This is a genomic window from Neorhizobium sp. PAMB6630, assembly GCF_058242775.1.
Window position 1 is genome coordinate 1,855,137 of the sequence record NZ_CM177836.1, and the last position, 20,557, is coordinate 1,875,693.

Consider the following 20,557-nt stretch of genomic DNA (forward strand, 5'->3'; position numbering starts at 1 on the left):
CGACTTGGTCGCCAGTGGATGTCGTAATATGGTCTCCAGCACCTGCGCCTTGGTGCGGCCAATCTTGCGGATGGATGTATCGAGGTACTTATTGATCGCATCGGCTAGCATGACCTGCGGCGCTTTCAGCGCCTCAAGCGCGCCTGGTGCTACAAGTTCTGTCTCGCGCTTCTTCAGCCAGGCGCTGGCTGCAGGACGTCTGTCGAATGTCTGCGCCTCGGTGTGCACCTTCACGCCATCTCGCATGATCCGAATTTGTGCGGTATAAGCGCGCGAACCATCCTTGCGCCGTCGCTCGACGATCGTGCCCATGTTTTGCTACAACGCCTCTGCCGTTTGCTACGCCGTAGCAATAGAATGATCAAAACGGGCGTCAAAGGGCGCAAATGGCTGCGAACGATACAAATCTGAAAGAGCTTAAGCCCCTATGGTAAAAGGAAAATCACCGCATTCCAAGGCTCCCGTTTTCGCCGTTGCCCCCATGATCGACTGGACAGATCGGCATTGCCGGTTCTTTCACCGGCAGCTGTCGTCGCGGGCGGTGCTTTATACGGAAATGGTGGTGGCGGATGCGATCATTCATGGGCCGCGGGAGAGGCTTTTGGGGCATGATGCGGTGGAGCATCCTGTTGTGTTGCAGCTTGGGGGATCGAGCCCGCAGAAGCTTTCCGAGGCGGTGAAGATTGCGGCGGATTTTGCCTATGATGAGATCAACCTCAATGTCGGTTGCCCCTCGGACCGGGTGCAAAGCGGCACGTTTGGGGCCTGCCTGATGAAGACGCCGGCGCTGGTCGCCGAGTGTGTTTCGGCGATGAAGGCCGTCTCGAGCGTGCCGGTGACGGTGAAATGCCGCATTGGCGTGGATGACCAGCAGCCGGAAGAGGTGTTGCCGGCCTTTGTTGCTGAGATGGCCGATGCCGGCGCCGATGCGGTGTGGATCCATGCGCGAAAAGCCTGGCTGCAGGGGCTTTCGCCGAAGGAGAACCGCGATATTCCGGCGCTCGATTATGATCTGGTGCATGCGGTCAAACGGGATTTTCCTCATCTTTTCATCGGGATAAACGGTGGAATTACCGATCTGAATCAGGCGCTTCATCATTTGAATCATGTCGATGGCGTTATGCTGGGGCGGGCGGCCTATCAGAATGCCGGGCTGCTGACCGGCGTGGACCATGCGATCTATGGCGCGCCGAGCCGTGATTTTGACTGGCAGGCGCTGTGCGAAACGATGATGGCCTATGGCGAGCGCGTGATGGCCTCTGGCGGGCGGCTGAACCATGTGACGCGCCACATGGTGGGCCTGTTCCAGGGTTTTGCCGGGGCGCGGCGGTATCGCCAGATCCTCTCCTCGGAAGCGACAAAACCCGGCATCGATCCGGAGCTGATCGCGCGGGCCTTTGCCGCCGTGGATATTGCCGGCGGCCCGACGCGGGTTTCGGACAGTGCCGCGCGCGCCGACATGGCCGAGAGTGCCTGATCAGGGCCGGGGGCTGATCTCCGCATCGGTTTGCGCGCCGGTCTCCGTCGTGATTTTTGTGAGATAGCGGTGAAGCCGGCGCCAGAAGCGGTTCGGCAGAAGCGAGCGCATCACGGCGGCGGCCGCCGCCATCTGATCGGGATCGGCGTGTTTCGCCCAATCGGCGGGCAGCGTGGGCTGGGCGAAACCGGCGAACATGTTTGAGCACAGCCTGACGAAGCAATCGGAATAGGTTTTGTTGCAGGTGACGCTCCTGCCGACGCAGACGGGCAGCCCGTCATCGATCATGGCGCCGCAGCAGCGGCCCGCACGGCGGCAGGCCCGCAGCTTGCAACAGAACTGCGGGTGGCCGAGCCCCTCGGCCACCCGGCGCAGATAGGTCTCCTGGGTAAAAAGCTGCTCAGCCATGGTTCTTCCCCTGTTTTTCGCGCAGCCCAAAGACCCGCGCGGCCGCATCGGCCCGTGGTGAAATTTTTACGAAATCATCAAACCGGTCGGGCCGCTGAGAGCTGCCGCATAAGGTTTGGAATAAATGACACCTCTCAGCGTCCCGTTCGGCGGTTTATGCTCGCGATTGGGGCCTCTCTGCCTGAACCGAAGGCCAACACCTTTGCCGCCGCCCGCGCCGAAAACTTATCCCTTGCGGGAAAAGATCCGGACGGATCACGGGCGGCCGATGCCCGCCTGCGGTTCCCCTGTGTGCCGCACAGACACGCCCGGCGCGCTTGCTGGAATGGAAACGGCCAAAGACATCCGATGCTCCGCCATTTCCCCGTGTCGCCGGAGGGAGACCAATTTCCGCGAACCCTTGTCGGAAAGACCTGCGTCGTCTCTTCCCGCCAAGCGCCGGCCCCGCATCGCCGGCACGCCTGCCGGTGTATCCGCTGCGGGACGAGAGGATTATAGGGGCACGGGGAGGGGGTGGGGAAAATGCGGGGGGAGATTTTTTTTGGGGGGGGGGGCGCCAGTTGTCGGGCGTTGCGGCCGAGGTTCACCCCTCTGGTCGGCCGGTCTGCGGGGCAGAGCCACCGGTATCTACCCGTCCTGCAGACCCTGCCACAGGTGGTGGATTGTCGGGGGATGACGTGTTCGTCGCTTGTGATCATCGACGCAGGTGATGAGGTTTCTGCGGAGGGGGCTCGGCAGGGCTGAGCGCGGATATTTCCGCTCTATCCAATTTACTTCAATCACCCCCCCCCCCCTGCCTAGACAACCTATGCGGAGAATATAAAGTGATTTTGGTTGCAAACACCTACCGGTGAACTTGGCCCAATGAAAGAGATATTACATGCCCACATACCCCGGATTTCATCCAGATCTGAAGTTGGAATCATATCCATCAAATATTCAAGCTGCGATATGGAAGATTGGGGAGAAATTTTATGTCACGAAATCGTTCAGCCCAATAGAAATCGGTAATAGCAAGTACTGGGCGGTTCTAATTAGGCCTACAGACGAATTTTCCGTTTACATCAATACAGATCGAGAAGTTCTTGTTTTGTTTTCGGATTATCGGACATTCGAAATTAGAACTCTGGAAGCGTTTGAAGAGTTTTATTCTCTGTTGGAGTCAAAAAGAATTGACAAAAGTTTGCGGTTTTTAATTAGCGCCGACGATAGGATAGAGCAGTCCATTCGGCATTATTTAAATCAAAATCCCGAATATCCTATAATAATACCCGCAACTTTTGCAAATATATTTGAGGATAAGAGTGATCCTTTCTTGAAGGCAATAAGAAGAAATTATCTTCTTAGAGATCTTTTTGCCTACCAAAATCCTCTGCGTGAAGAAACATTTTTCTTTGGCAGGCAAGAAATAGTGAACTCTGTGCTGGATATGGCAAAATCTGGTCAAAATTCAGGATTGTTTGGACTCCGAAAGAGCGGTAAAACTTCCGCGATTTACGCAGTACAGCGTAAGGCTCGCGGTTTTTCATTGAATGTTGTTCTAGTGGATTGCCAGAACCCGGCCGTTCACGCCAGGAGATATGGTTCTTTACTTGCTCATATAATAAATGAGATCCGTAGAACCGTTGGCATGAAAAAAATCACAGTTGAGCTTGGGGATGATCCTGTAACTGTTTCAGAGAAATTCTTTGAGCAAATGAGCAATATTCTTTCTTCATCCAAGAATAATATACTAGTAATATTTGATGAAATTGAAAACATATCTCCCAATACATCTGCGTCTTCTCACTGGAGATCGGACTCGGATACGCTTTATTTTTGGCAGATTATACGATCATATATCCAGTCAAAGGCCAATGGCAGGATATCTATAAGTATTTTTGGAACAAATCCATATATAATTGAGACTGCGAAGATATTTGATGTAGCAAATCCAATTTACTTGTATGCGCAAAAAAGATTTATTCCGAATTTAAGCTTTGATGAAACGCGAGATATGATGGCGCGCCTCGGCTACTTCATGGGGCTGGAATTCCCCCCAGAAGTGGTAGCGGATCTGCAGCAGGAGTTTGGTGGGCATCCCTTCTTCACAAGACAAGTTTGTAGTAAAATACATAATTTAGCGTCCAATGACCGCCCCGTGAAGGTGTCACAAAAATTACTCGAAGAAGCAAAATCTGACTTCGAGGGAGAACTTGAGAGATATCTTCGGGATACAATTGAGCATCTTAAGGAGAACTATAACAGTGAATATTGCGTTCTACAGTCAGTTGTTGAAGGAAATTACAAGGAGCTGAATGAATACGGCAACGAAGCACCCGACCTCATTGATCATTTAATAGGGTATGGCATCATTGAAAGATCCGGTCAGGATTTTGACATTAGATTTCAGGCTGTTAAGAAGATTCTGGCTCGCCTAATTTTCTCCGATTTCGAAACTCGATGGGCTGAAATTTCGCGAAGGCGCAATGTTTTGGAAACAAATATACGGACTGCTCTTTTCCACTGGAGTCGTTCTGTGAAAGGTCCAGATTGGAATGAACTGGTTCAGCGTTCTTTGACGAAAGCACGTGTTCAAAATTTAATCAATTTTGAACCGAGTTTTCTGTTCTCCAGTAAGGATAGCCCCCTTTATCTCACAGATTTAATGGGTTTTTTGCGTGATGAAACCGTTCTTCCGTACGTTAATGAAAATCGCTCCCGAATCTCTCGATATTTGGATGTTGTAAATAAGTTGCGCAAAGATGCGCATGCAAACTCTGTGTCAGATGGTGAACTTATTGCGGTACGGGAAGCATTTGATTATTTAGAAGGTGAATTTTCTCCGCCCTGACCCCAGCCGCCTAATCCGGCTGCCGCCACCTTCTCCCCGTCGGGACGGGGAGAAGGGCGATGGGGTTAGCGTCCCGGCCGCCCCGTTTTGCCCTTGGTCCGTGACTTGCGTTTCTGATCGCCCGGATCCTCGTAACTGCCGGCGCCGACCTTGCCGCGGACGATGGGGCGGGGGTCGTCCTTGGGGGCGCGGTCGGGCTGGCCTTCGAGGAGGGGTGAAACGCGTTTGGCAGACGCGTCGGACGGTTTTTCCGGGAGTTTGCCGATTACGGGTTTTTCGGTGCGGCCGACGGTCATTTCATCCAGCGTGTTCTTGCGGAACAGGGGTTTGGTGGCGTCGGTGCCGGGGCCCATGTCGTCGAGGCTGGGTTTGGCGAAGTAGGAGGTGCCATTGCCTTCCTCCGCCGGGGCGGAATTCCCCTCCCCAACCCTCCCCACAGGGGGGAGGGAGCCGGTCGCATCCGCCGCACCCTTGTTCTTTTTGTCGCCTTCGGAGGCGCTGTGCCTGCTTTTCCCCTCCGGTTTTCCGCTTGACCGCGGTCCTTCGGCGCGGGTTGCCTCCTGCCTTGCCATCGGGTCATCCATGGAGGCGAGTTCGACGGCTTTGAGGCGCTTGATTTCGTCGCGCAGGCGGGCGGCTTTTTCGAAATCGAGGTCGGCTGCGGCATCGCGCATGCTTTTTTCGAGCGCGTTGAGGTGGCTCTGCAGGTTGTTGCCGACGAGGTGGCCGCCATCGGCAAAACCCTTGCCGCCGCCCTGGACATTGGCGCCTGAGATATCAGCGCGCACGTGGTCGCGCTCGTAGACGCTGTCCAAAATGTCGGAAATGCGGGCTTTCACCGATTCAGGGGTGATGCCGTGTTCGGTGTTATAGGCCACCTGCTTTTCGCGGCGGCGCGCGGTTTCATCCATGGCGCGCTGCATGGAGCCGGTGATCTTGTCGGCGTAAAGGATGACCTTGCCATCGACGTTTCGCGCCGCGCGGCCAATGGTCTGGACGAGCGAGGTTTCCGAGCGCAAAAAACCTTCCTTGTCGGCATCGAGAATGGCGACGAAACCGCATTCGGGAATGTCGAGGCCCTCGCGCAATAGGTTGATGCCGACGAGCACGTCAAAGGCGCCGAGGCGGAGATCGCGGATGATCTCGATGCGCTCCAGCGTGTCGATATCCGAGTGCATGTAGCGCACGCGAACGCCCTGTTCGTGGAGATATTCGGTGAGATCCTCGGCCATGCGCTTGGTGAGCACAGTGCAGAGCGTGCGATAGCCTTTGAGCGCGGTTTCGCGGATTTCGCCCAAGACGTCGTCCACCTGGGAGCGGGCGGAGCGCACTTCCACCGGGGGATCGATAAGGCCCGTGGGCCGGATGACCTGTTCGGCAAAGACGCCGCCGGACTGTTCCATCTCCCAGTTGCCGGGGGTGGCGGAGACGGCGACCGTCGGCGGCCGCATGGCATCCCATTCCTCGAAGCGCAGGGGACGGTTGTCCATACAGGACGGCAGGCGAAAGCCGTATTCGGCGAGCGTTGCCTTGCGGCGAAAGTCGCCGCGATACATGCCGCCGATCTGGGAGACGGAGACGTGGCTCTCATCGATGAAGAGGAGGGCGTTGTCGGGGATATATTCAAACAGCGTCGGCGGCGGCTCGCCGGGGCGACGGCCGGTGAGATACCGCGAATAGTTCTCGATGCCGGCGCAGGAGCCGGTGGCCTCCATCATCTCGATATCGTAGCGGGTGCGCTGTTCCAGACGCTGTGCTTCCAGCAGGCGGCCGCCTTTTTCAAGCTCGGCGAGGCGCAGCTTCAGCTCTTCCTTGATGGATTTGATCGCGCCGTTGAGGGTGGGGCGGGGGGTGACATAGTGCGAATTGGCGTAGATTTTCACCGATTTCAGATCGCCGGTCTTGTGGCCGGTCAGCGGATCGAACTCGGTGATGCTGTCGATCTCATCACCGAACAGCGAGATGCGCCAGGCGGCATCTTCCAGGTGGGCGGGAAAGATTTCGATCGTATCGCCACGGACGCGAAAAGAGCCGCGGACGAAATTGATGTCCTGGCGCTTGTATTGCTGGGCGACGAGATCGGCGAGCAGCTGGCGCTGGTCGATGCGGTCTCCCAGCTCCATCTGGAAGGTCATGGCGGTGTAGGTTTCCACCGACCCGATACCGTAGATGCAGGAGACGGAGGCGATGATGATGCAGTCGTCACGCTCCAGGATGGCGCGGGTGGCGGCGTGGCGCATGCGGTCGATCTGTTCGTTGATCGAGGATTCCTTCTCGATGAACGTATCGGAGCGCGGCACATAGGCTTCCGGCTGGTAATAGTCGTAGTAGGAGACGAAATATTCCACCGCATTGTCGGGGAAAAAGTTCTTGAACTCCGAATAGAGCTGGGCAGCCAGCGTCTTGTTCGGCGCAAGGATGACGGCCGGGCGCTGCGTGGCCTCGATGACCTTTGCCATCGTAAACGTCTTGCCGGAGCCGGTGACACCGAGCAGGACCTGGGAGCGTTCGCCGGAATTGATGCCTTCGACGAGATCGCGGATCGCCGTCGGCTGGTCGCCGGCGGGCTCGTAATCGGAGGCCATGCGGATGGGAATGCCGCCCTCGGATTTTTGTGGGCGCGAGGGACGGTGCGGCGTCCACATCTTGCCGTCCTTGAACAGCGGATTGCCGCTTTCGATCAGTTTTGACAAGGCATCGACGGTGGCAGTCACCGCGCCGGGGGCAAGCGACTGAGCGTCTTCGAGCGAAATATCCATGCCGGCGACCGGATTGAGGCCGGCGGCAGCCCGCGTTTTCGGATCGGAGGAGGCGCCGATGGAGACGCCGCGCGAGGTTTTTTGCGAAGTGGTATTTTTCGCGGTGGTCGGTTTTGCCGCTTGGCGGATCGCTTCCTCGCGGGCGGCGATCTCGATCTTCTTGCGGTGTTTGCCGGCCTTGGAGGCGATCTCGCGCTGCGTCTCGATGCCGGAGATTTCGGCTTCGGCTTCCAGCTGCTTCACCCAGTCGCTGACCGAGCCTTCGAGCGGCGCGCCTTCGAAGCCTGCCTGAGGCGCCTCCTCGAAACCGGAGGTTTTGGCCGGACGGGAGGTCTGGGATGCGGATTTTTTCGGAGCTTTCGACATGCCCGGAATATGGAGGGAGTCCTCTGGAAATGGAAGGGTGCAGCGAAACAAATTGGGAACGGATTTGACGAAAAGGTGAGGTTACGCTGAACGACGTTCCGTGTTTATAAGAACCTCGACTGCAAGACTCGCCTGCGGCTTCCCGCCGCTGACCTGCCATGAAGAAAGAAGTTGCCCATGTTGTCTCTCGAAAAGCGGCAGGCGCTGAAAAAGAGCATGCCGCGCACCATGCTGTCGCTGCACCACACGGAAAACTGCCGGCTGCTGCCCAACCGCACCGAGCTTTTGCACCGCCTGCCGCATGGCGGCGTGGCCGCCGAGATCGGCGTTGCCTTCGGGGATTATACGCGTGAGATCATGGCGTATAACAAGCCGCGCCAGCTGCATCTCATCGATGCCTGGGATCTCAGCCGGTATAACGAAGGCTATGAGACCGTGCGCTCGGCCTTTGCCGAGGAGATCGCGGCGGAACGTGTGCAACTGCATGTCGGCGGCTCCACGGACATGCTGCCGACATTTGCCGATGCAAGTTTCGACTGGGTGTATGTCGATACCGACCATTCCTATGAAAATACCTGGAACGAGCTGGTTCTGTGCCATGCCAAGGTCAAGGCCGACGGGCGCATCTGCGGCCATGATTTCTGCACCGGCAATGTCATCAAGCCGGTGGTTTATGGGGTTGTGCAGGCGGTCAACCGGTTTTGCGTCGAGTATGACTGGCAGTTCGAATTCATGACCGTGGAGCCGGATGCGCATTTTTCCTACTGCCTGAAACGGCTCTAGAAAAGATCGCGGGCCGGGCGTGGAACCGCAACCACACGGTTGCGTTCCCGTCCCGAAAAAGACCGCAATCTCAGACCGCTTCCGTCACAATCCTGCGTCATGGTCCGTGGGTTGCAAAGGGTGATCTCATGGCTCCTCCTCCATCCAGCCTCGAAACGACCGGCCTTTCCGCTGCCACGCTGGCGGCGCGCCGTTATGGCTACGGGTTGAAACCCGGCGAGGCGCCGGCCGCCGATGTGGAGGCGCTGATGCTGCAGCTGAAGCGCGGCAGTGCGGCAAAGCCACGGTTCCCCCGCGATGGCCTAACCGGCCGGCGCGAGACGATCGGCCGGCTCTTGACGGTGCGCGCCGTGGAAGCGAAGGCAGCGCTCGAGGGACGCCCCAACCCCGGCCTTCGCCGCGAGACGCAGCGCGAGGCGGAACGGTTCTTCGTGCGCGACGTGCTGGCGCGCATCGGCCAGGCCGTGGCGTCCGAAAACGGCTTTTTCGAACGGCTGGCCAGTTTCTGGATCGACCATTTCTCGGTGAGCGCCCGCAAGGCCTACGAGATGCGCATGATCGTGCCGCTGTTCGAGGCCGAAGCCATCCGGCCGAACCTTGCCGGTTCGTTTACCGACCTCTTGCGCGCCGCCATGCTACATCCGGCCATGCTGATCTATCTCGATCCCGAGCAGCCGGGCGGGCCGATGCCGACAGCACTTTTGCGCAGCGGCAAGGGGCTGAACGAGGCGCTCGCCCGCGAACTCCTGGAACTGCACACGCTGGGCACCGGCTATACGCCCGACGACGTGCGGGGCGCATCCCTCATTCTCGCCGGTCTTTCGCTGGACAGCCGCTCGCTGGAAGTGGCCTATCAGCCGCCGCCCGCCGAACCGGGCACGCTGGCGCTGCTCGGCAAGACCTACGGCGCGGAAGGCCGCAGCGGCAGCGACCACCTGACGATGCTGGAGGATCTGGCGGCCCGGCCTGAGACTGCACGCAACATCTGCGCCAAGCTGGTGCGCCATTTTATTGCCGACCAGCCGCCGCAGGAAATCGTCGACCAGATGGTGGCGGCGTGGAGTGAAAGCGGCGGCAACCTTACGGCCGTCTACCGCGCCATGCTGGAGCATCCGCGCGCCTGGTCGGGAGAGACCGGCAAGGTCATTCCGCCGTTTGATTTCGTGGTGTCGGGCCTGCGCGCCTTCGAACAGAAGGGCGATGAATTCTCGGCACTGGCCAAGGCTGCCGAGCTTGACGATACGGCTGACGCAAGCGGGACGCCAGCCAAGGGGCCTGCAGTGCAGCAGCCGGCGGTGGCGCGCGCGCTGACATTCCAGGCGCTTTCGCGGTTGGGCCAGCCGGTGTGGCAGCCGCCAAGTCCCGCCGGCTTTCCCGACGACGTGGAGGCCTGGCTTTCCGCCCGCCAGTTGTCCGAACGGCTGGCCTGGGCACGGCTTGCCGCGCGAACGCTCGGCCGCGATCTCGACCCGCCGACGTTTCTTTCCGCAACGCTTGCCGATTCCGCGCGCGACAGGACGCGCCAGGTGGTGGCGGAGGCGCCGACCAAGGTGCATGGTGTGGCGATGGTGCTGGCCTCGCCGGAATTCAACAGGAGATGAGCATGGCCCTATCGGCTTTTTCCCAGCTGTCACGCCGCGGCTTTCTTCTATCTGCCGGCAGTGTTGCCGCGCTGCCGCTGATGCCAAACCTGTCGCTGGCCGCCACCCCCGGCGACAACCGCTTCGTGACGATCATCCTGCGCGGCGCGATGGACGGGCTTTCGCTGGTGCAGCCGCAGAACGATCCGCTGCTGAAAACGCTTCGGCCGAACCTTGCGCTGACGGGCGATGACGGTCTTGTCGATCTCGACGGCTTCTTTGGCCTGCATCCGGGGGCAGCGGCCCTGATGCCGCTCTGGCAGGCGCGGGAGCTTTCGTTCGTGCATGGGGTGGCCACACCCTATCGCGGCGGGCGCAACCATTTCGAAGGGCAGGACGTGCTGGAAACCGGCAGCGTGGAGGGTAAGGCACTGCGCACCGGCTGGCTCAACCGTGCGCTGTCCCTGGTGCCGCGCTCGGCATCGCGCAAGGCGATGGATATCACCGCCGCCATGGAACTGGTTCTGAGCGGGCCGAGCGATGCGGATGTGTTTGCACCAGCCGCTGATTTTGCGCTGGCACCGGACGAGTTGCAGTTTCTTGAGCGTCTTTACGACGAGGATGCGGGATTTGAGACGGCGCTCTCGGGGGCGGTGACGGCGGGGGCCGCATCGGGCCATCTTTATGACGATGCACAGAGGCGCAGCGGCATGGTGGAGACGGCGCGGCTGGCCGGCAGCATGCTGAAGGCCGATTATCGTGTCGCCAGTTTCTCGATCAACGGCTGGGATACGCATGTTGATCAGGCAACGCAGTTTCCCAAGGTCGCCGGTGATCTTGCAGCAGCCATCCTGTCCTTAAAGGAGAGCATGGGGGAGGCGGCCTGGCAGAGCACTGTGGTGCTGGCCGCCACCGAATTTGGCCGCAGCGTGCGCCAGAACGAAAACCTCGGGACGGACCACGGCACGGCAAGTGTTGCGATCCTTGCTGGCGGCGCACTCTCAGGCGCGGCTACGGCCGAGGCAACGGCCCCCGGACTTGGCGGGCGCGTCGCCGGCCGCTGGCCCGGCCTCTCGGACGATGCGCTTCTCGACGGCCGCGACCTTGCCCCGACAGCCGACCTGCGCGACATCGCCGCCGCCATGCTGCACCGCCAGTTCGACATCACGCCGGGCAATTTGACGAGCAAAGTGTTTCCCGGATTGTCGTTCGAGGGGGCCAAGGCGTATTTGTGAGGGGTTTGGGAGATGCTGCGGTGTCCGAGCTATTCGCTTTGCCGAGCCCAAGGCGGTTGGGCTTTACCCCCTCTGCCCTGCCGGGCATCTCCCCCACAGGTGGGGAGATGATCGTGTGGTGAACGCATCCACCTACAAAAACTGACGGTCGAAATTTCCAAGGCTAGCGTAAAGCTGGGGCCTTATTTCCAGGCTGTTCTCCCCACCTGTGGGGGAGATGCCCGGCAGGGCAGAGGGGGACTTTCTGCTTTGTCAAAAGGGACCCGCCGCCATCACCCCGCCGGAATGGCCGTTGGTTGGCCGGCGGCGTCGAGGGCGACCATGATGAAGGTGCCTTCGGTGACCTTTTCCGGGCTGCCGATGCGGGCGCGGTTGACCCAGGCTTCCACTTGCAGCGTGATCGAGGTGCGCCCGATGCGGGTTATATCGGTATGGATGGAGAGTGTGTCGCCGATCTTGACCGGGTGGCGGAAGGCCATTTCCTTGACTGCAGCGGTCACCACGCGACAGCGCGACCGTTCGCCGGCGCGGATGCCGGCGGCCAGGTCCATCTGGGCCATGACCCAGCCGCCAAAGATATCGCCGGCCGGATTGGCATCTCCGGGCATGGCAAGGGTCCGGAGCGTCAGTTCTCCTTCGGGGGCGGCTTGGTCAGTCATGCGGGCTCCTTTTTTCGCTCGATCGGTTGGGCCTGACAACTACCGCATGGAACACGGTGTTGCACAGGCATAGACCGCGACTTTAGGAGGGGTCCGGGCGGCTGGCAATGGAAGTTGCCGAGAGGTCAGCCTTGCGCAAACGGCCGTTGTTGTGGGGCGGTCATGATGACAGAGAGCGCTTTGTGCATGCTGGCCTGATCATGCGAGGCTCTGCCGGTGCGCGCATGAGGAGGCGACGGCCGGCGGCGGAATTGCACTTGCCGCGCGGCATCGAAACGTCGATGAAGGGGCACGATGAATTTTCAGGATTTGCCGATGACCGATCTTACCGCCGCCCGGCATGCCGTTCTAACACGCGCCTATGATGCCTTCCTGTTCGACATGGATGGCACTCTGGTCAACTCCATCGCGGTGGTGGAGCGTGTCTGGCGCGACTGGGCCGTGGCCCATCGTCTTGACGTCGAGGATTTCATGCGCCGGCTGCATGGCGTGCGCGCCATCGATGTTATCCGCCGCGAAAATCTGCCCGGTGTCGATGCCGAGGAGCAGGCGGCCATCATCCTTCAACAGGAGCTTGATGACGTCGATGGCATCGTGGAAATCGGTGGTGCCGTGGATTTCCTGCGCCAGCTGCCGGATGACCGCTGGGCCATTGTGACATCCGCGCCGCGGGCCCTTGCCGTCAAGCGCATGGCCGCGGCGGGAATTCCGACACCGGATGTGCTGATCTGCGGCGAAGACGTGGCAAACGGCAAGCCGGACCCGGAAGGTTATGACAAGGCCGCGCGTCTTCTCGGGTTTGACCCGGAAAACTGCGTGGTGTTTGAAGATGCGCCGGCCGGTGTAGAGGCGGCACGGACGCTGCGGGCTGGCGTCGTGGTGATCACGGAGACGCATGAAACGCCTCTGGCCATCGATGAATTCTCGACACCTGATTATCGCGCTCTTACCGTCGCTGTGACGCCGGCCGGCGATCTCCAGCTCCGCCACCGCTGACCGTCTGGTCCGGATCATCCGATGCGCGTCAGGCCGTTTTCGCTGCGGATGATGTTGACGAGCGTGCGCAGTGCCGGATGGCCGTGGCGCCGGCTGTCGTAATAGATATGCAGCGGATCTCCGGGGGAGGCATGGCCGGGAAGGACGATCTCCAGGCTGCCTTCGGCAAGCTCGTCTGCAATACGCGCCTCCAGCAGGTAGGCAAGGCCCATGCCGGCCTTGGCCGCCGAAATCGTGGTCGCGGTGTCGTTGATCGTGATGAGGCCGGGCACCCGCACACGCGCCGCACTTTCATCCTGTCCCAGTTCCCAGCGATACCAGGAATTGTCGCCGAGCAGCAGTTGCAGGCCGGTATGGTCTGCGAGATCGGCGGGTGAGGCCGGCCGCCCTCGGGCATCGAGATAGGCGGGAGCGGCGGCGATGACCCAGCGTTGCGGCCCGGTCAGCGCCACCGCCACCATGTCTTCGGGCACGTGATGGCCATAACGGATCCCGGCATCATACCCTTCGGCGGCAATCTCGATGGGGCGATCATCGACGACCACCGTGAGGCGCACATCGGGGCATTGCCGGGCAAATTCCGGCAAAGCAGGCGCGATGAGGAGATGCGCGGCATCGGCAAAGACATTGATGCGCAACTCGCCAAAACGTCCGGCTCCCGGCGCTTCCAAGGCTTCCAGCGCCGAGCCGATGGCATCAAATCCGTCACCGATCTTGCGGGCAAGATCGAGGCCGAGATCGGTGGGAGAGACCGCCCGGCTGGTGCGGTTGAGCAGTTTTGCATCCAGCCGCGCTTCCAGCCGGCGCATGGCATGGCTGGCGGCTGACGCCGTCAACCCCAGTTCGATTGCGGCCATCTTGAAACTGCGGCGGCGGACGATGGTGAGGAAAAGGCGAAGATCGGCAAAATCGATGCGGTCGAGCGAATACATGAACGATGTTCATCGTTTGAATGAATAGACGGCAAGTTAAACCATGCGGCGCCCTGTGCCGCAACCGTTATGATGCATTCAACGAACCGGACCGCAGGAGGAGGAACCATGTCCACATTCGATCAGATCAGTCTGCCCGATCTTCAGGGCAAACGTGTGCTGGTAACGGGAGGCTCGACCGGCATCGGCGCCGCCGTTGCGCTGGCTTTTGCCGCGCAAGGGGCCAAGGTCGCGCTGCATTACAATGAAAGTGGTGCAGCGGCCGCCGCCGTTCAGGAACATTATCCACAGCAGATCATCCTCGTGAAGGGCGACATGAGCGCCGTGGGGGAAGCTGCCCGTGTGGTCAAGGAAGCCGCAGCGTCGCTTGGCGGGCTCGACGGGCTCATCAACAATGCCGGCGGCATGCTGGGGCGCATCCCGACGACCGAGATGAGCGGCGACCATTTTGACCGGGTGATGGATCTCAACGCCAAATCGGTCTGGGAGGCGACGGTGGCGGCGCATCCGCATCTGGTCAAGGCCGGTGGCGGCTTCATCATCAACACGTCCTCGATTGCCGCGCGAAATGGCGGCGGCGGCGGTGCGGTGATTTATGCGGCCGCCAAAGCGTTCGTGAGCAGCCTGACACGCGGTCAGGCCAAGGAATTCGTCAAAGACCGCATCCGCGTCAACGCGGTTGCCCCGGGGCTGATCCAGACACCCTTCCATGATCGTTACACCTCGCCGGACGTGATGGCGGCCCAGCGCGGCACCATTCCGATGGGACGGGAGGGAACGCCGGACGAATGCGTCGGCGCCTTCCTGTTTCTCGCCTCGCAAACGCTGTCCGGTTACATCACCGGGCAGGTGATCGAGGTGAACGGCGGACAATTGATGCCTTAAGGAGAATGACAGACATGCAGTACAGACAATTTGGAAAGACCGGCCGGACGGTGTCGGATATCGGTTTCGGCGCCTGGGCGATCGGCGGCTCGTGGGGCGACGTGTCGGAGGCGGATGCGCGCGCGGCGCTGAACGCTGCCCTCGACGCCGGCACGACGTTCATCGATACGGCTGATGTCTATGGCGACGGACGCTCGGAAAAGATCATTGCCGGCGTGCTGAAGGAGCGTGGCGGCGAGCGACCATACGTTGCGACCAAGGCCGGACGCCGGCTGTCTCCGCATGTGGCGGAGGGCTATACAGCCGAAAATCTCACCGGTTTTGTGGAGCGGTCGCTCAAAAACCTCGAGACCGATTGCCTCGATCTCGTGCAGCTTCACTGCCCGCCGACGGAGGTTTATTACCGTCAGGACGTGTTCGAGGCGATGGAAGGGCTGATCAAGGCCGGCAAGATCCGCCACTACGGCGTCTCGGTCGAAAAGGTCGAGGAGGGGCTGAAGGCGATCGAGTATCCCGGCGTTGCCTCCGTGCAGATCATCTACAACATCTTTCGCCAGCGTCCGGCTGACCTATTCTTTGCCGAAGCCAAGCGCAAGGATGTGGCGGTGATCGTGCGCGTGCCGCTGGCGTCTGGCCTGCTGACCGGCAAGATGAGCGCCGACACCGCCTTTGCCAAGGACGATCACCGCGCCTTCAACCGCCATGGCGAGGCCTTTGACAAGGGCGAAACCTTTGCCGGCGTGCCTTATGACGTGGCGCTCTCGGCCGTTGAGGAAATCCGTCCTCTGGTGCGCGGCAACGAGACGATGGCGCAGTTTGCGCTGCGTTACATCCTGATGAGCGATGCCGTCTCCACGGTCATTCCGGGTGCGAAAAATGCCGCGCAGGCTAAGGGCAATGCCGATGCAAGCGACATCGCGGCCCTCTCGCCGGAGACGATGGCGGCGCTTCGCGCGGTTTATGAGGCCCGCATCGCGCCCCACGTCCACCACGCCTGGTAGGCGATGACATCCGATCCGCCGGGCTCATTTCGGGCGCGGCGGATTGTTCTTTGAATGCTTTGGCGGCGCTGCTACCCCGCGCGTGGCAGGACGCTTTTCGGGCGTCAGCCGAGCGCCTTTTCATAGTCGAAGGTGATGAACAGCCCTTGCGCCGAGGCATCATAGGCGCCTTCGATCTTGATCCCCTGCGTCAGGAGATCGGCGACGCGGCTGCGGAATTCGTTTGATTTCAGCTGCTGGCTTGCCTGGAGAATGCCACCGTCAAAGCGGATATCCAGCCGTTCGCCCACCGTATGGGCTGCACCCACACCGCCGCTGCGAAACAGTTCGATACCGTGTTTGGTGACCTTGATGGTGCCGACGTAAAGCTCACCAAGGCTTGCATGTTTGCCGACGACCATGGTGAGGACATCGTCGCTGAGGAGCAGCAGAAGAGCGGCCTTTGCCTTGTCCTGCGCCTTTCGCAGTTCGGCGCTGACGCGATCGGCGGCGCGTTGCCGTTCGAGTTCCCGCTCGGCCTGCGCGGCGGCAACCGTGGCCGTGATCCGTTCGCGAAGATTGGAGGCGGGGGCAGGCGCGGTCTCGATCAGCCGCGGTTTGCCGGTTTGTTCGGAAGCGTGCGGGGTATCGGACAGATTGAGGACCTGGCTATCCGGGCGGGGCGGGTTCATGGGCGTATTCCTGTATTTGCAAGCTTTGCCCGATATCGGGTTCGCATCGATCGGCAGCCATTCAGCCGTCTGCAGGGAGCGCGGCTCAGAGATCGAGCAGATCCGACTGCGGTGTTTTTGCGTCCTTAGCCGGCTTTGCCGCTGGCGGGGTGCGCTTTTTCGGGCTCGAGGCCCCGGCATCGCCGGTTTCGTTCACGCCGGTTTCGGCAGCGAGCTTCTTGACCTGTGCCGCCTTCTCCGCGGCTGTTGCCGGGGCGCCCGGCTGTGCGTTTTCAAACTTGATCATGGTGTTCTCCGACAGGCAGTAAGACGATGGGGCTCAAGGGCGGCGTCACTTCAGGTCATCGGCCGTCAGCGTGTACATCGAGCGCCGGTTGCGCGTGTAGACCTTGAGCGCGGCATCCTGGATGCTGGTGCGTGCCGTATCGAAGGCATGGAGGCAGTCCGCTTCCAGGACGTCGCGTCCGCCAGCGCTTTTCATGAGGGCGGCAGCTTCGACCAGAAAACGCACCTCAAACATGCCGTCATAACCTTGAAAGCGGACGGTCTGCTTGGTTTCGTCAAAACTGCGGCTACGGTTTGGAAACTGGAGGGTCATCGAAAATTCTTTCGGGGAGGGCGCCGGACGAACAATCCGCACACCGCCTTTTGCAAAGCGCAATCGCTTATTTGGCCTGCACCGCAAAGTTTGCACGGTCAGGCGAATTCGGGATTGTGCTGGCAGGGCAGCGGCGATCCGGCCGGGCGGCAAAGGCAAGAAGCCTTTCATCGCAACTAGCGCACAGATGGGCCGGCAAGTCCAACGCCAAATGGAATTGAGGGGCCGAATGCGCCCATCAGACGTTGCAACCTGTCGTGATCAGCCGAAGCTTTTGCGGCGGGGTTCCACGGCGGGCGTGCCGGCAACCGGGGCCAGCGATTGCAGCACACGGGTTGCGGGCAGGATGGCGATGACTTCGGTGCCTTCGCGCAGCTTTGATTTCAGGATGAACTGGCCATCATGTTTGGCAAGGATGGCCTGCACGATGGGAAGGCCAAGGCCGGTGCCCTGCTCGGCGCTCTTGATGGCAATGGAGCCCTGGCCGAAAGCGGAGAGCACGACCGGGATTTCCTCTTCCGCGATGCCCGGACCATTGTCCTTGATCGCCACATACTGACCGCCGCCCGCCGTCCAGCCGACCTTGACCGTGACAGTGCCGCCCTGGCTGGTGAATTTGACCGCATTGGAGAGGAGATTGAGCAGCACCTGGCGCATGGATTTTTCATCCGCCCAGACCTGCGGCAGGTTGGGTTCGAACTGCTGCTGGATGCTGATATTCTTGGCGCGCGCGCGAAGCTGCACCATGCCGATGCAATCCTCGGCAATATCCAGAAGCGACAGCGCTTCCTCGCTCAGTTCATAACGGCCGGCCTCGATGCGCGACAGATCGAGGATCTCGTTGATGAGGTTGAGCAGGTGCTGGCCGGAGCGGTGGATATCACCGGCATATTCCCGGTAGGTCGGGTTCTGCAGGGGGCCAAGCACTTCGCCGCTCATCACCTCGGAAAAACCGAGAATGGCATTGAGCGGCGTGCGTAGCTCATGCGACATGGAGGCGAGGAAGCGGGATTTCGCAAGATTTGCCTCTTCGGCGCGTCGGCGCGCCTCGTCCGACATGGATTTTGCCACTTCCAGCTCGGCAATCAGATCGTCCTTTTCCGACTGGTAGGACATGAGCGTCAGGTTGGAGCGGTGCAGCCGGTCTGAAATATAATAAAACAGCGCAAGGGCGGTGGCGCAAAGACCGGTAAGGCCCACATCGAGCGCATTGCCGGAAATGGCAGCGCCCGCCGCAAGGGCTGCAATGGCCGGCAGGAAGGCAAAAAGAAGCGCCTGGCGCAGCATGATATTGGCCATGGCGGTGATCGAGATCGCCACCAGAAGCACGGCGCCCTTGTAGAAATAAAAGCCTTGGCCGCCGCAGGCCGTGCAATCGGACAGCGTGAAGACCGCCCAGCAGCAGCCGAACAGAACCTGGGCGGCCAGCAGCCGGACACGCCATTTTTCCGTTCTTTCCACCGTCCAGTCGAGGCGCGCAGCGCGCTTGGCGAGCAGAAGATTGATAGAATGCGTGGCAAGGGTGAGGATGGCCCAGGGAAACAGGCGTGCATCGCCGCTGATATAGATGCCGATGGCGGCCACCACGACGATGAACACCGGCATGATCATGGCACCCTGCAACATGGTGCTGATATGCAGGACAAGCGTTTCCCGGTCGAAAACCAGCGGCCCCTTGCCGCTTGATTGCAGGCGTTCGCGCATGGCGCGCACGGCTTTAGACACCGCCTTGTTGCGGTGTGCGCGGGAACGGTCCACGATGATCTTGTCTGTGGATGTGCTGACGCCGCTACTCATGGCCATGGGTACTCTTCCGGATGAAGCCAATCTAGGGCCTAATTCTTAACAGTCTGTCCCATAATTCCCTTTGGCGGTCTGCAAATGGCAATTTCTGCGCTTCCGGTGCTCACGTACGTTCAGTACGCTCCGCTCCGGTTCTCGAAATCGCCATTTTCGCCACGCCACAGGGAATTCTTGAACAGACTGCAAGAAGTTCCTGCCAGAAACGATCTGTTGTCCATGCTTGCCAAGGTTGCGTTTGCAATTGGGACCGAACCGTGACGAAAGCCCGCCGCAACAGCCGCGCCGTTCTGCGTAAAGGCAGGGTGCTGGGCGCCCTCATCGCCGTGGGTTTCGCCATGTTTGCCATGACGATGGCAGCCCTTCGCGAAGAACAGGTCTTTGCAGGGCCGTTTCGGGTGGTGGATGGCGATACGCTGGCCTCGGGAAACCACCGGCTGCGGCTTCTCGGCATCGACGCGCCGGAACTGGCGCAGACTTGCGGCGGGGAGGAGACAGGGGTTTCAGACTGGCCATGTGGGCGGCGTGCGCGCCAAGTGCTTTTCCAGCTGATAACGGAGGGGCCGTTTGCCGAGAGGGTGCGGGACAAAAGTGCGACTGACAACAATGCATTGGCCGCAGGTGCGCTGGAATGCCGCGGCACATCGGTTGATCGTTATGGCCGCTTTCTCGTACTCTGTGAGCGCGCAGACCGCAGCATCAATGCCGCCATGGTCCGCGCCGGCATGGCCGTGGCGACCGGCAGCGGCAATTATGCAGCCGAGCAGGTGCTGGCACAGAAAAAGCGCGCCGGGCTCTGGAGGGGATCCTTCGAGACGCCGCGCCTTTGGCGACAAAACCAGGGGCTTCAACAGGATGAGGAAGATGCAGGGCACATTTGGCAGAGGGTAACGTCATTTCTTCAGGCTTTGTGAACAGGGACAACGCGCAGGAAGGGCGGATAGACCTGCTGCGAAATGCGATTGCCGGCTGCCGCATCTGCCGTGACGTGCCGGCGCGCGGTATTGAAGAGCGCCTGGCGCATGAACCGCGGCCGGTCGTGGTGATGTCTGCCCGTGCAAAAGTGTTGATCGCGGGCCAAGCGCCGGGGCTTCGTGTGCATGAAAGCGGATTGCCGTTCAACGATGCCTCCGGCGACCGGTTGCGGCAATGGCTTTCCGTGACGCGCGAAGAATTTTACGACGCCGACCGTTTTGCCATCGTGCCCATGGGTTTCTGTTTTCCCGGATATGATGCGCGCGGCAGCGACCTTCCGCCGCGCATCGAGTGCGCGCCGATGTGGCGGCGGGCAGTGATCGATGCCATGCCGCAGATCGAGCTGGTGCTGGCGATCGGTGCCCATGCGCAAGGCTGGCATATGGCGGGTCGCACACAGAAGACGATGACGGCGACGGTTGCCAATTGGCGGGCCGGCTTTTTTGTCAACGACGGGCCGAAAGTGCTGGCACTGCCACATCCGAGCTGGCGAAACAGCGGCTGGCTGAAGAAGAATCCCTGGTTTGAGGCGGAGGTTCTACCGGTGCTTCGACAGGATGTGGACAGTCTGGTACGCTGAAAGGAATTTCGGTTACAGG

The 20,557-nt window shown here is 60.4% G+C and carries 18 protein-coding genes; 10 read left to right on the forward strand and 8 right to left on the reverse strand.

Annotated features, from left to right (window positions below; all coding sequences use genetic code 11):
• Nucleotides 1–427: 427 nt before the first annotated feature.
• The gene (gene dusA, locus AC4CWF_RS08750) at nucleotides 428–1,477 is read left to right on the forward strand and encodes a tRNA dihydrouridine(20/20a) synthase DusA (protein ID WP_491284976.1); all 1,050 of its coding nucleotides are present in this window, start codon (nucleotides 428–430) and stop codon (nucleotides 1,475–1,477) included.
• Here dusA and AC4CWF_RS08755 read toward each other — a convergent pair whose 3' ends face one another.
• Nucleotides 1,478–1,885, reverse strand: coding sequence for a hypothetical protein (locus AC4CWF_RS08755; protein ID WP_491284978.1), 408 nt, complete (start codon nucleotides 1,883–1,885; stop codon nucleotides 1,478–1,480).
• A gap of 880 nt (nucleotides 1,886–2,765) precedes the next feature.
• Between AC4CWF_RS08755 and AC4CWF_RS08760 the strand changes: the two genes are divergently transcribed.
• Nucleotides 2,766–4,718 (forward strand): ATP-binding protein, encoded by a 1,953-nt coding sequence (locus tag AC4CWF_RS08760; RefSeq protein WP_491284980.1) that lies wholly within the window; start codon nucleotides 2,766–2,768, stop codon nucleotides 4,716–4,718.
• A gap of 65 nt (nucleotides 4,719–4,783) precedes the next feature.
• Here AC4CWF_RS08760 and uvrB read toward each other — a convergent pair whose 3' ends face one another.
• A complete protein-coding gene (gene uvrB, locus AC4CWF_RS08765) occupies nucleotides 4,784–7,843 on the reverse strand; it encodes an excinuclease ABC subunit UvrB (RefSeq protein ID WP_491284982.1) in 3,060 nt (1,019 codons plus the stop codon).
• A gap of 177 nt (nucleotides 7,844–8,020) precedes the next feature.
• On the opposite strand from uvrB, the gene AC4CWF_RS08770 reads away from it, so the two are divergent.
• From AC4CWF_RS08770 to AC4CWF_RS08780, 3 genes are all read left to right on the forward strand, one after another.
• The gene (locus AC4CWF_RS08770) at nucleotides 8,021–8,626 is read left to right on the forward strand and encodes a class I SAM-dependent methyltransferase (RefSeq protein WP_491284984.1); all 606 of its coding nucleotides are present in this window, start codon (nucleotides 8,021–8,023) and stop codon (nucleotides 8,624–8,626) included.
• A gap of 128 nt (nucleotides 8,627–8,754) precedes the next feature.
• Nucleotides 8,755–10,227: a DUF1800 domain-containing protein gene (locus AC4CWF_RS08775; protein WP_491284985.1), complete on the forward strand. Its 1,473-nt coding sequence runs from the start codon at nucleotides 8,755–8,757 to the stop codon at nucleotides 10,225–10,227.
• Nucleotides 10,224–11,441, forward strand: coding sequence for a DUF1501 domain-containing protein (locus tag AC4CWF_RS08780; protein WP_491284987.1), 1,218 nt, complete (start codon nucleotides 10,224–10,226; stop codon nucleotides 11,439–11,441). Before AC4CWF_RS08775 ends, AC4CWF_RS08780 begins: the two co-directional genes overlap by 4 nt.
• 272 nt (nucleotides 11,442–11,713) lie before the next feature.
• Here the strand turns inward: AC4CWF_RS08780 and AC4CWF_RS08785 are convergent, their stop codons facing one another.
• Complete coding sequence (locus AC4CWF_RS08785; RefSeq protein WP_491284989.1) at nucleotides 11,714–12,100, reverse strand: acyl-CoA thioesterase; 387 nt, start codon at nucleotides 12,098–12,100, stop codon at nucleotides 11,714–11,716.
• Nucleotides 12,101–12,415: 315 nt separating this feature from the next.
• Here AC4CWF_RS08785 and AC4CWF_RS08790 point away from each other — a divergent pair, with 315 nt between their 5' ends.
• Complete coding sequence (locus tag AC4CWF_RS08790; protein WP_491284991.1) at nucleotides 12,416–13,096, forward strand: HAD-IA family hydrolase; 681 nt, start codon at nucleotides 12,416–12,418, stop codon at nucleotides 13,094–13,096.
• A 14-nt stretch (nucleotides 13,097–13,110) separates the two neighbouring features.
• On the opposite strand, the gene AC4CWF_RS08795 is transcribed toward AC4CWF_RS08790, so the two are convergent.
• A complete protein-coding gene (locus AC4CWF_RS08795; RefSeq protein ID WP_491284993.1) occupies nucleotides 13,111–14,028 on the reverse strand; it encodes a LysR family transcriptional regulator in 918 nt (305 codons plus the stop codon).
• Nucleotides 14,029–14,136: 108 nt separating this feature from the next.
• Here AC4CWF_RS08795 and AC4CWF_RS08800 point away from each other — a divergent pair, with 108 nt between their 5' ends.
• Nucleotides 14,137–14,913, forward strand: a complete 777-nt coding sequence (locus AC4CWF_RS08800) for an SDR family NAD(P)-dependent oxidoreductase (RefSeq protein WP_491284995.1) — start codon at nucleotides 14,137–14,139, stop codon at nucleotides 14,911–14,913.
• Between the two features lie 14 nt (nucleotides 14,914–14,927).
• Nucleotides 14,928–15,914: an aldo/keto reductase gene (locus AC4CWF_RS08805; protein ID WP_491284997.1), complete on the forward strand. Its 987-nt coding sequence runs from the start codon at nucleotides 14,928–14,930 to the stop codon at nucleotides 15,912–15,914.
• 104 nt (nucleotides 15,915–16,018) lie between these two features.
• On the opposite strand, the gene AC4CWF_RS08810 is transcribed toward AC4CWF_RS08805, so the two are convergent.
• From AC4CWF_RS08810 to AC4CWF_RS08825, 4 genes are all read right to left on the reverse strand, one after another.
• Nucleotides 16,019–16,585, reverse strand: coding sequence for a hypothetical protein (locus AC4CWF_RS08810; protein ID WP_491284999.1), 567 nt, complete (start codon nucleotides 16,583–16,585; stop codon nucleotides 16,019–16,021).
• A gap of 85 nt (nucleotides 16,586–16,670) precedes the next feature.
• Nucleotides 16,671–16,871, reverse strand: coding sequence for a hypothetical protein (locus AC4CWF_RS08815; protein ID WP_491285001.1), 201 nt, complete (start codon nucleotides 16,869–16,871; stop codon nucleotides 16,671–16,673).
• Between the two features lie 45 nt (nucleotides 16,872–16,916).
• On the reverse strand, nucleotides 16,917–17,183 hold the full coding sequence (locus AC4CWF_RS08820) for a DUF1488 family protein (protein ID WP_491285003.1): 267 nt from the start codon (nucleotides 17,181–17,183) through the stop codon (nucleotides 16,917–16,919).
• Nucleotides 17,184–17,444: 261 nt separating this feature from the next.
• The gene (locus AC4CWF_RS08825; protein ID WP_491285310.1) at nucleotides 17,445–18,980 is read right to left on the reverse strand and encodes a sensor histidine kinase; all 1,536 of its coding nucleotides are present in this window, start codon (nucleotides 18,978–18,980) and stop codon (nucleotides 17,445–17,447) included.
• Nucleotides 18,981–19,240: 260 nt separating this feature from the next.
• On the opposite strand from AC4CWF_RS08825, the gene AC4CWF_RS08830 reads away from it, so the two are divergent.
• Together AC4CWF_RS08830 and AC4CWF_RS08835 are read left to right on the forward strand one after the other, a co-directional pair.
• Nucleotides 19,241–19,897 (forward strand): thermonuclease family protein, encoded by a 657-nt coding sequence (locus tag AC4CWF_RS08830; RefSeq protein ID WP_491285005.1) that lies wholly within the window; start codon nucleotides 19,241–19,243, stop codon nucleotides 19,895–19,897.
• Nucleotides 19,894–20,538: a uracil-DNA glycosylase family protein gene (locus AC4CWF_RS08835; protein ID WP_491285007.1), complete on the forward strand. Its 645-nt coding sequence runs from the start codon at nucleotides 19,894–19,896 to the stop codon at nucleotides 20,536–20,538. The genes AC4CWF_RS08830 and AC4CWF_RS08835 overlap by 4 nt, the downstream gene beginning before the upstream one ends.
• Nucleotides 20,539–20,557: the final 19 nt, after the last annotated feature.

Excerpts from the sequence above, each read along its gene's own strand:
- AC4CWF_RS08800 (WP_491284995.1), top strand. The coding sequence starts at position 14,137 with ATGTCCACATTCGATCAGATCAGTCTGCCCGATCTTCAGGGCAAACGT.
- AC4CWF_RS08785 (WP_491284989.1), bottom strand. The coding sequence starts at position 12,100 with ATGACTGACCAAGCCGCCCCCGAAGGAGAACTGACGCTCCGGACCCTT.
- AC4CWF_RS08760 (WP_491284980.1), top strand. The coding sequence starts at position 2,766 with ATGCCCACATACCCCGGATTTCATCCAGATCTGAAGTTGGAATCATAT.
- AC4CWF_RS08805 (WP_491284997.1), top strand. The coding sequence starts at position 14,928 with ATGCAGTACAGACAATTTGGAAAGACCGGCCGGACGGTGTCGGATATC.
- AC4CWF_RS08770 (WP_491284984.1), top strand. The coding sequence starts at position 8,021 with ATGTTGTCTCTCGAAAAGCGGCAGGCGCTGAAAAAGAGCATGCCGCGC.
- AC4CWF_RS08755 (WP_491284978.1), bottom strand. The coding sequence starts at position 1,885 with ATGGCTGAGCAGCTTTTTACCCAGGAGACCTATCTGCGCCGGGTGGCC.
- AC4CWF_RS08820 (WP_491285003.1), bottom strand. The coding sequence starts at position 17,183 with ATGACCCTCCAGTTTCCAAACCGTAGCCGCAGTTTTGACGAAACCAAG.
- AC4CWF_RS08795 (WP_491284993.1), bottom strand. The coding sequence starts at position 14,028 with ATGTATTCGCTCGACCGCATCGATTTTGCCGATCTTCGCCTTTTCCTC.
- AC4CWF_RS08825 (WP_491285310.1), bottom strand. The coding sequence starts at position 18,980 with ATGAGTAGCGGCGTCAGCACATCCACAGACAAGATCATCGTGGACCGT.
- dusA (WP_491284976.1), top strand. The coding sequence starts at position 428 with ATGGTAAAAGGAAAATCACCGCATTCCAAGGCTCCCGTTTTCGCCGTT.
- uvrB (WP_491284982.1), bottom strand. The coding sequence starts at position 7,843 with ATGTCGAAAGCTCCGAAAAAATCCGCATCCCAGACCTCCCGTCCGGCC.
- AC4CWF_RS08790 (WP_491284991.1), top strand. The coding sequence starts at position 12,416 with ATGACCGATCTTACCGCCGCCCGGCATGCCGTTCTAACACGCGCCTAT.
- AC4CWF_RS08780 (WP_491284987.1), top strand. The coding sequence starts at position 10,224 with ATGAGCATGGCCCTATCGGCTTTTTCCCAGCTGTCACGCCGCGGCTTT.
- AC4CWF_RS08775 (WP_491284985.1), top strand. The coding sequence starts at position 8,755 with ATGGCTCCTCCTCCATCCAGCCTCGAAACGACCGGCCTTTCCGCTGCC.
- AC4CWF_RS08810 (WP_491284999.1), bottom strand. The coding sequence starts at position 16,585 with ATGAACCCGCCCCGCCCGGATAGCCAGGTCCTCAATCTGTCCGATACC.
- AC4CWF_RS08815 (WP_491285001.1), bottom strand. The coding sequence starts at position 16,871 with ATGATCAAGTTTGAAAACGCACAGCCGGGCGCCCCGGCAACAGCCGCG.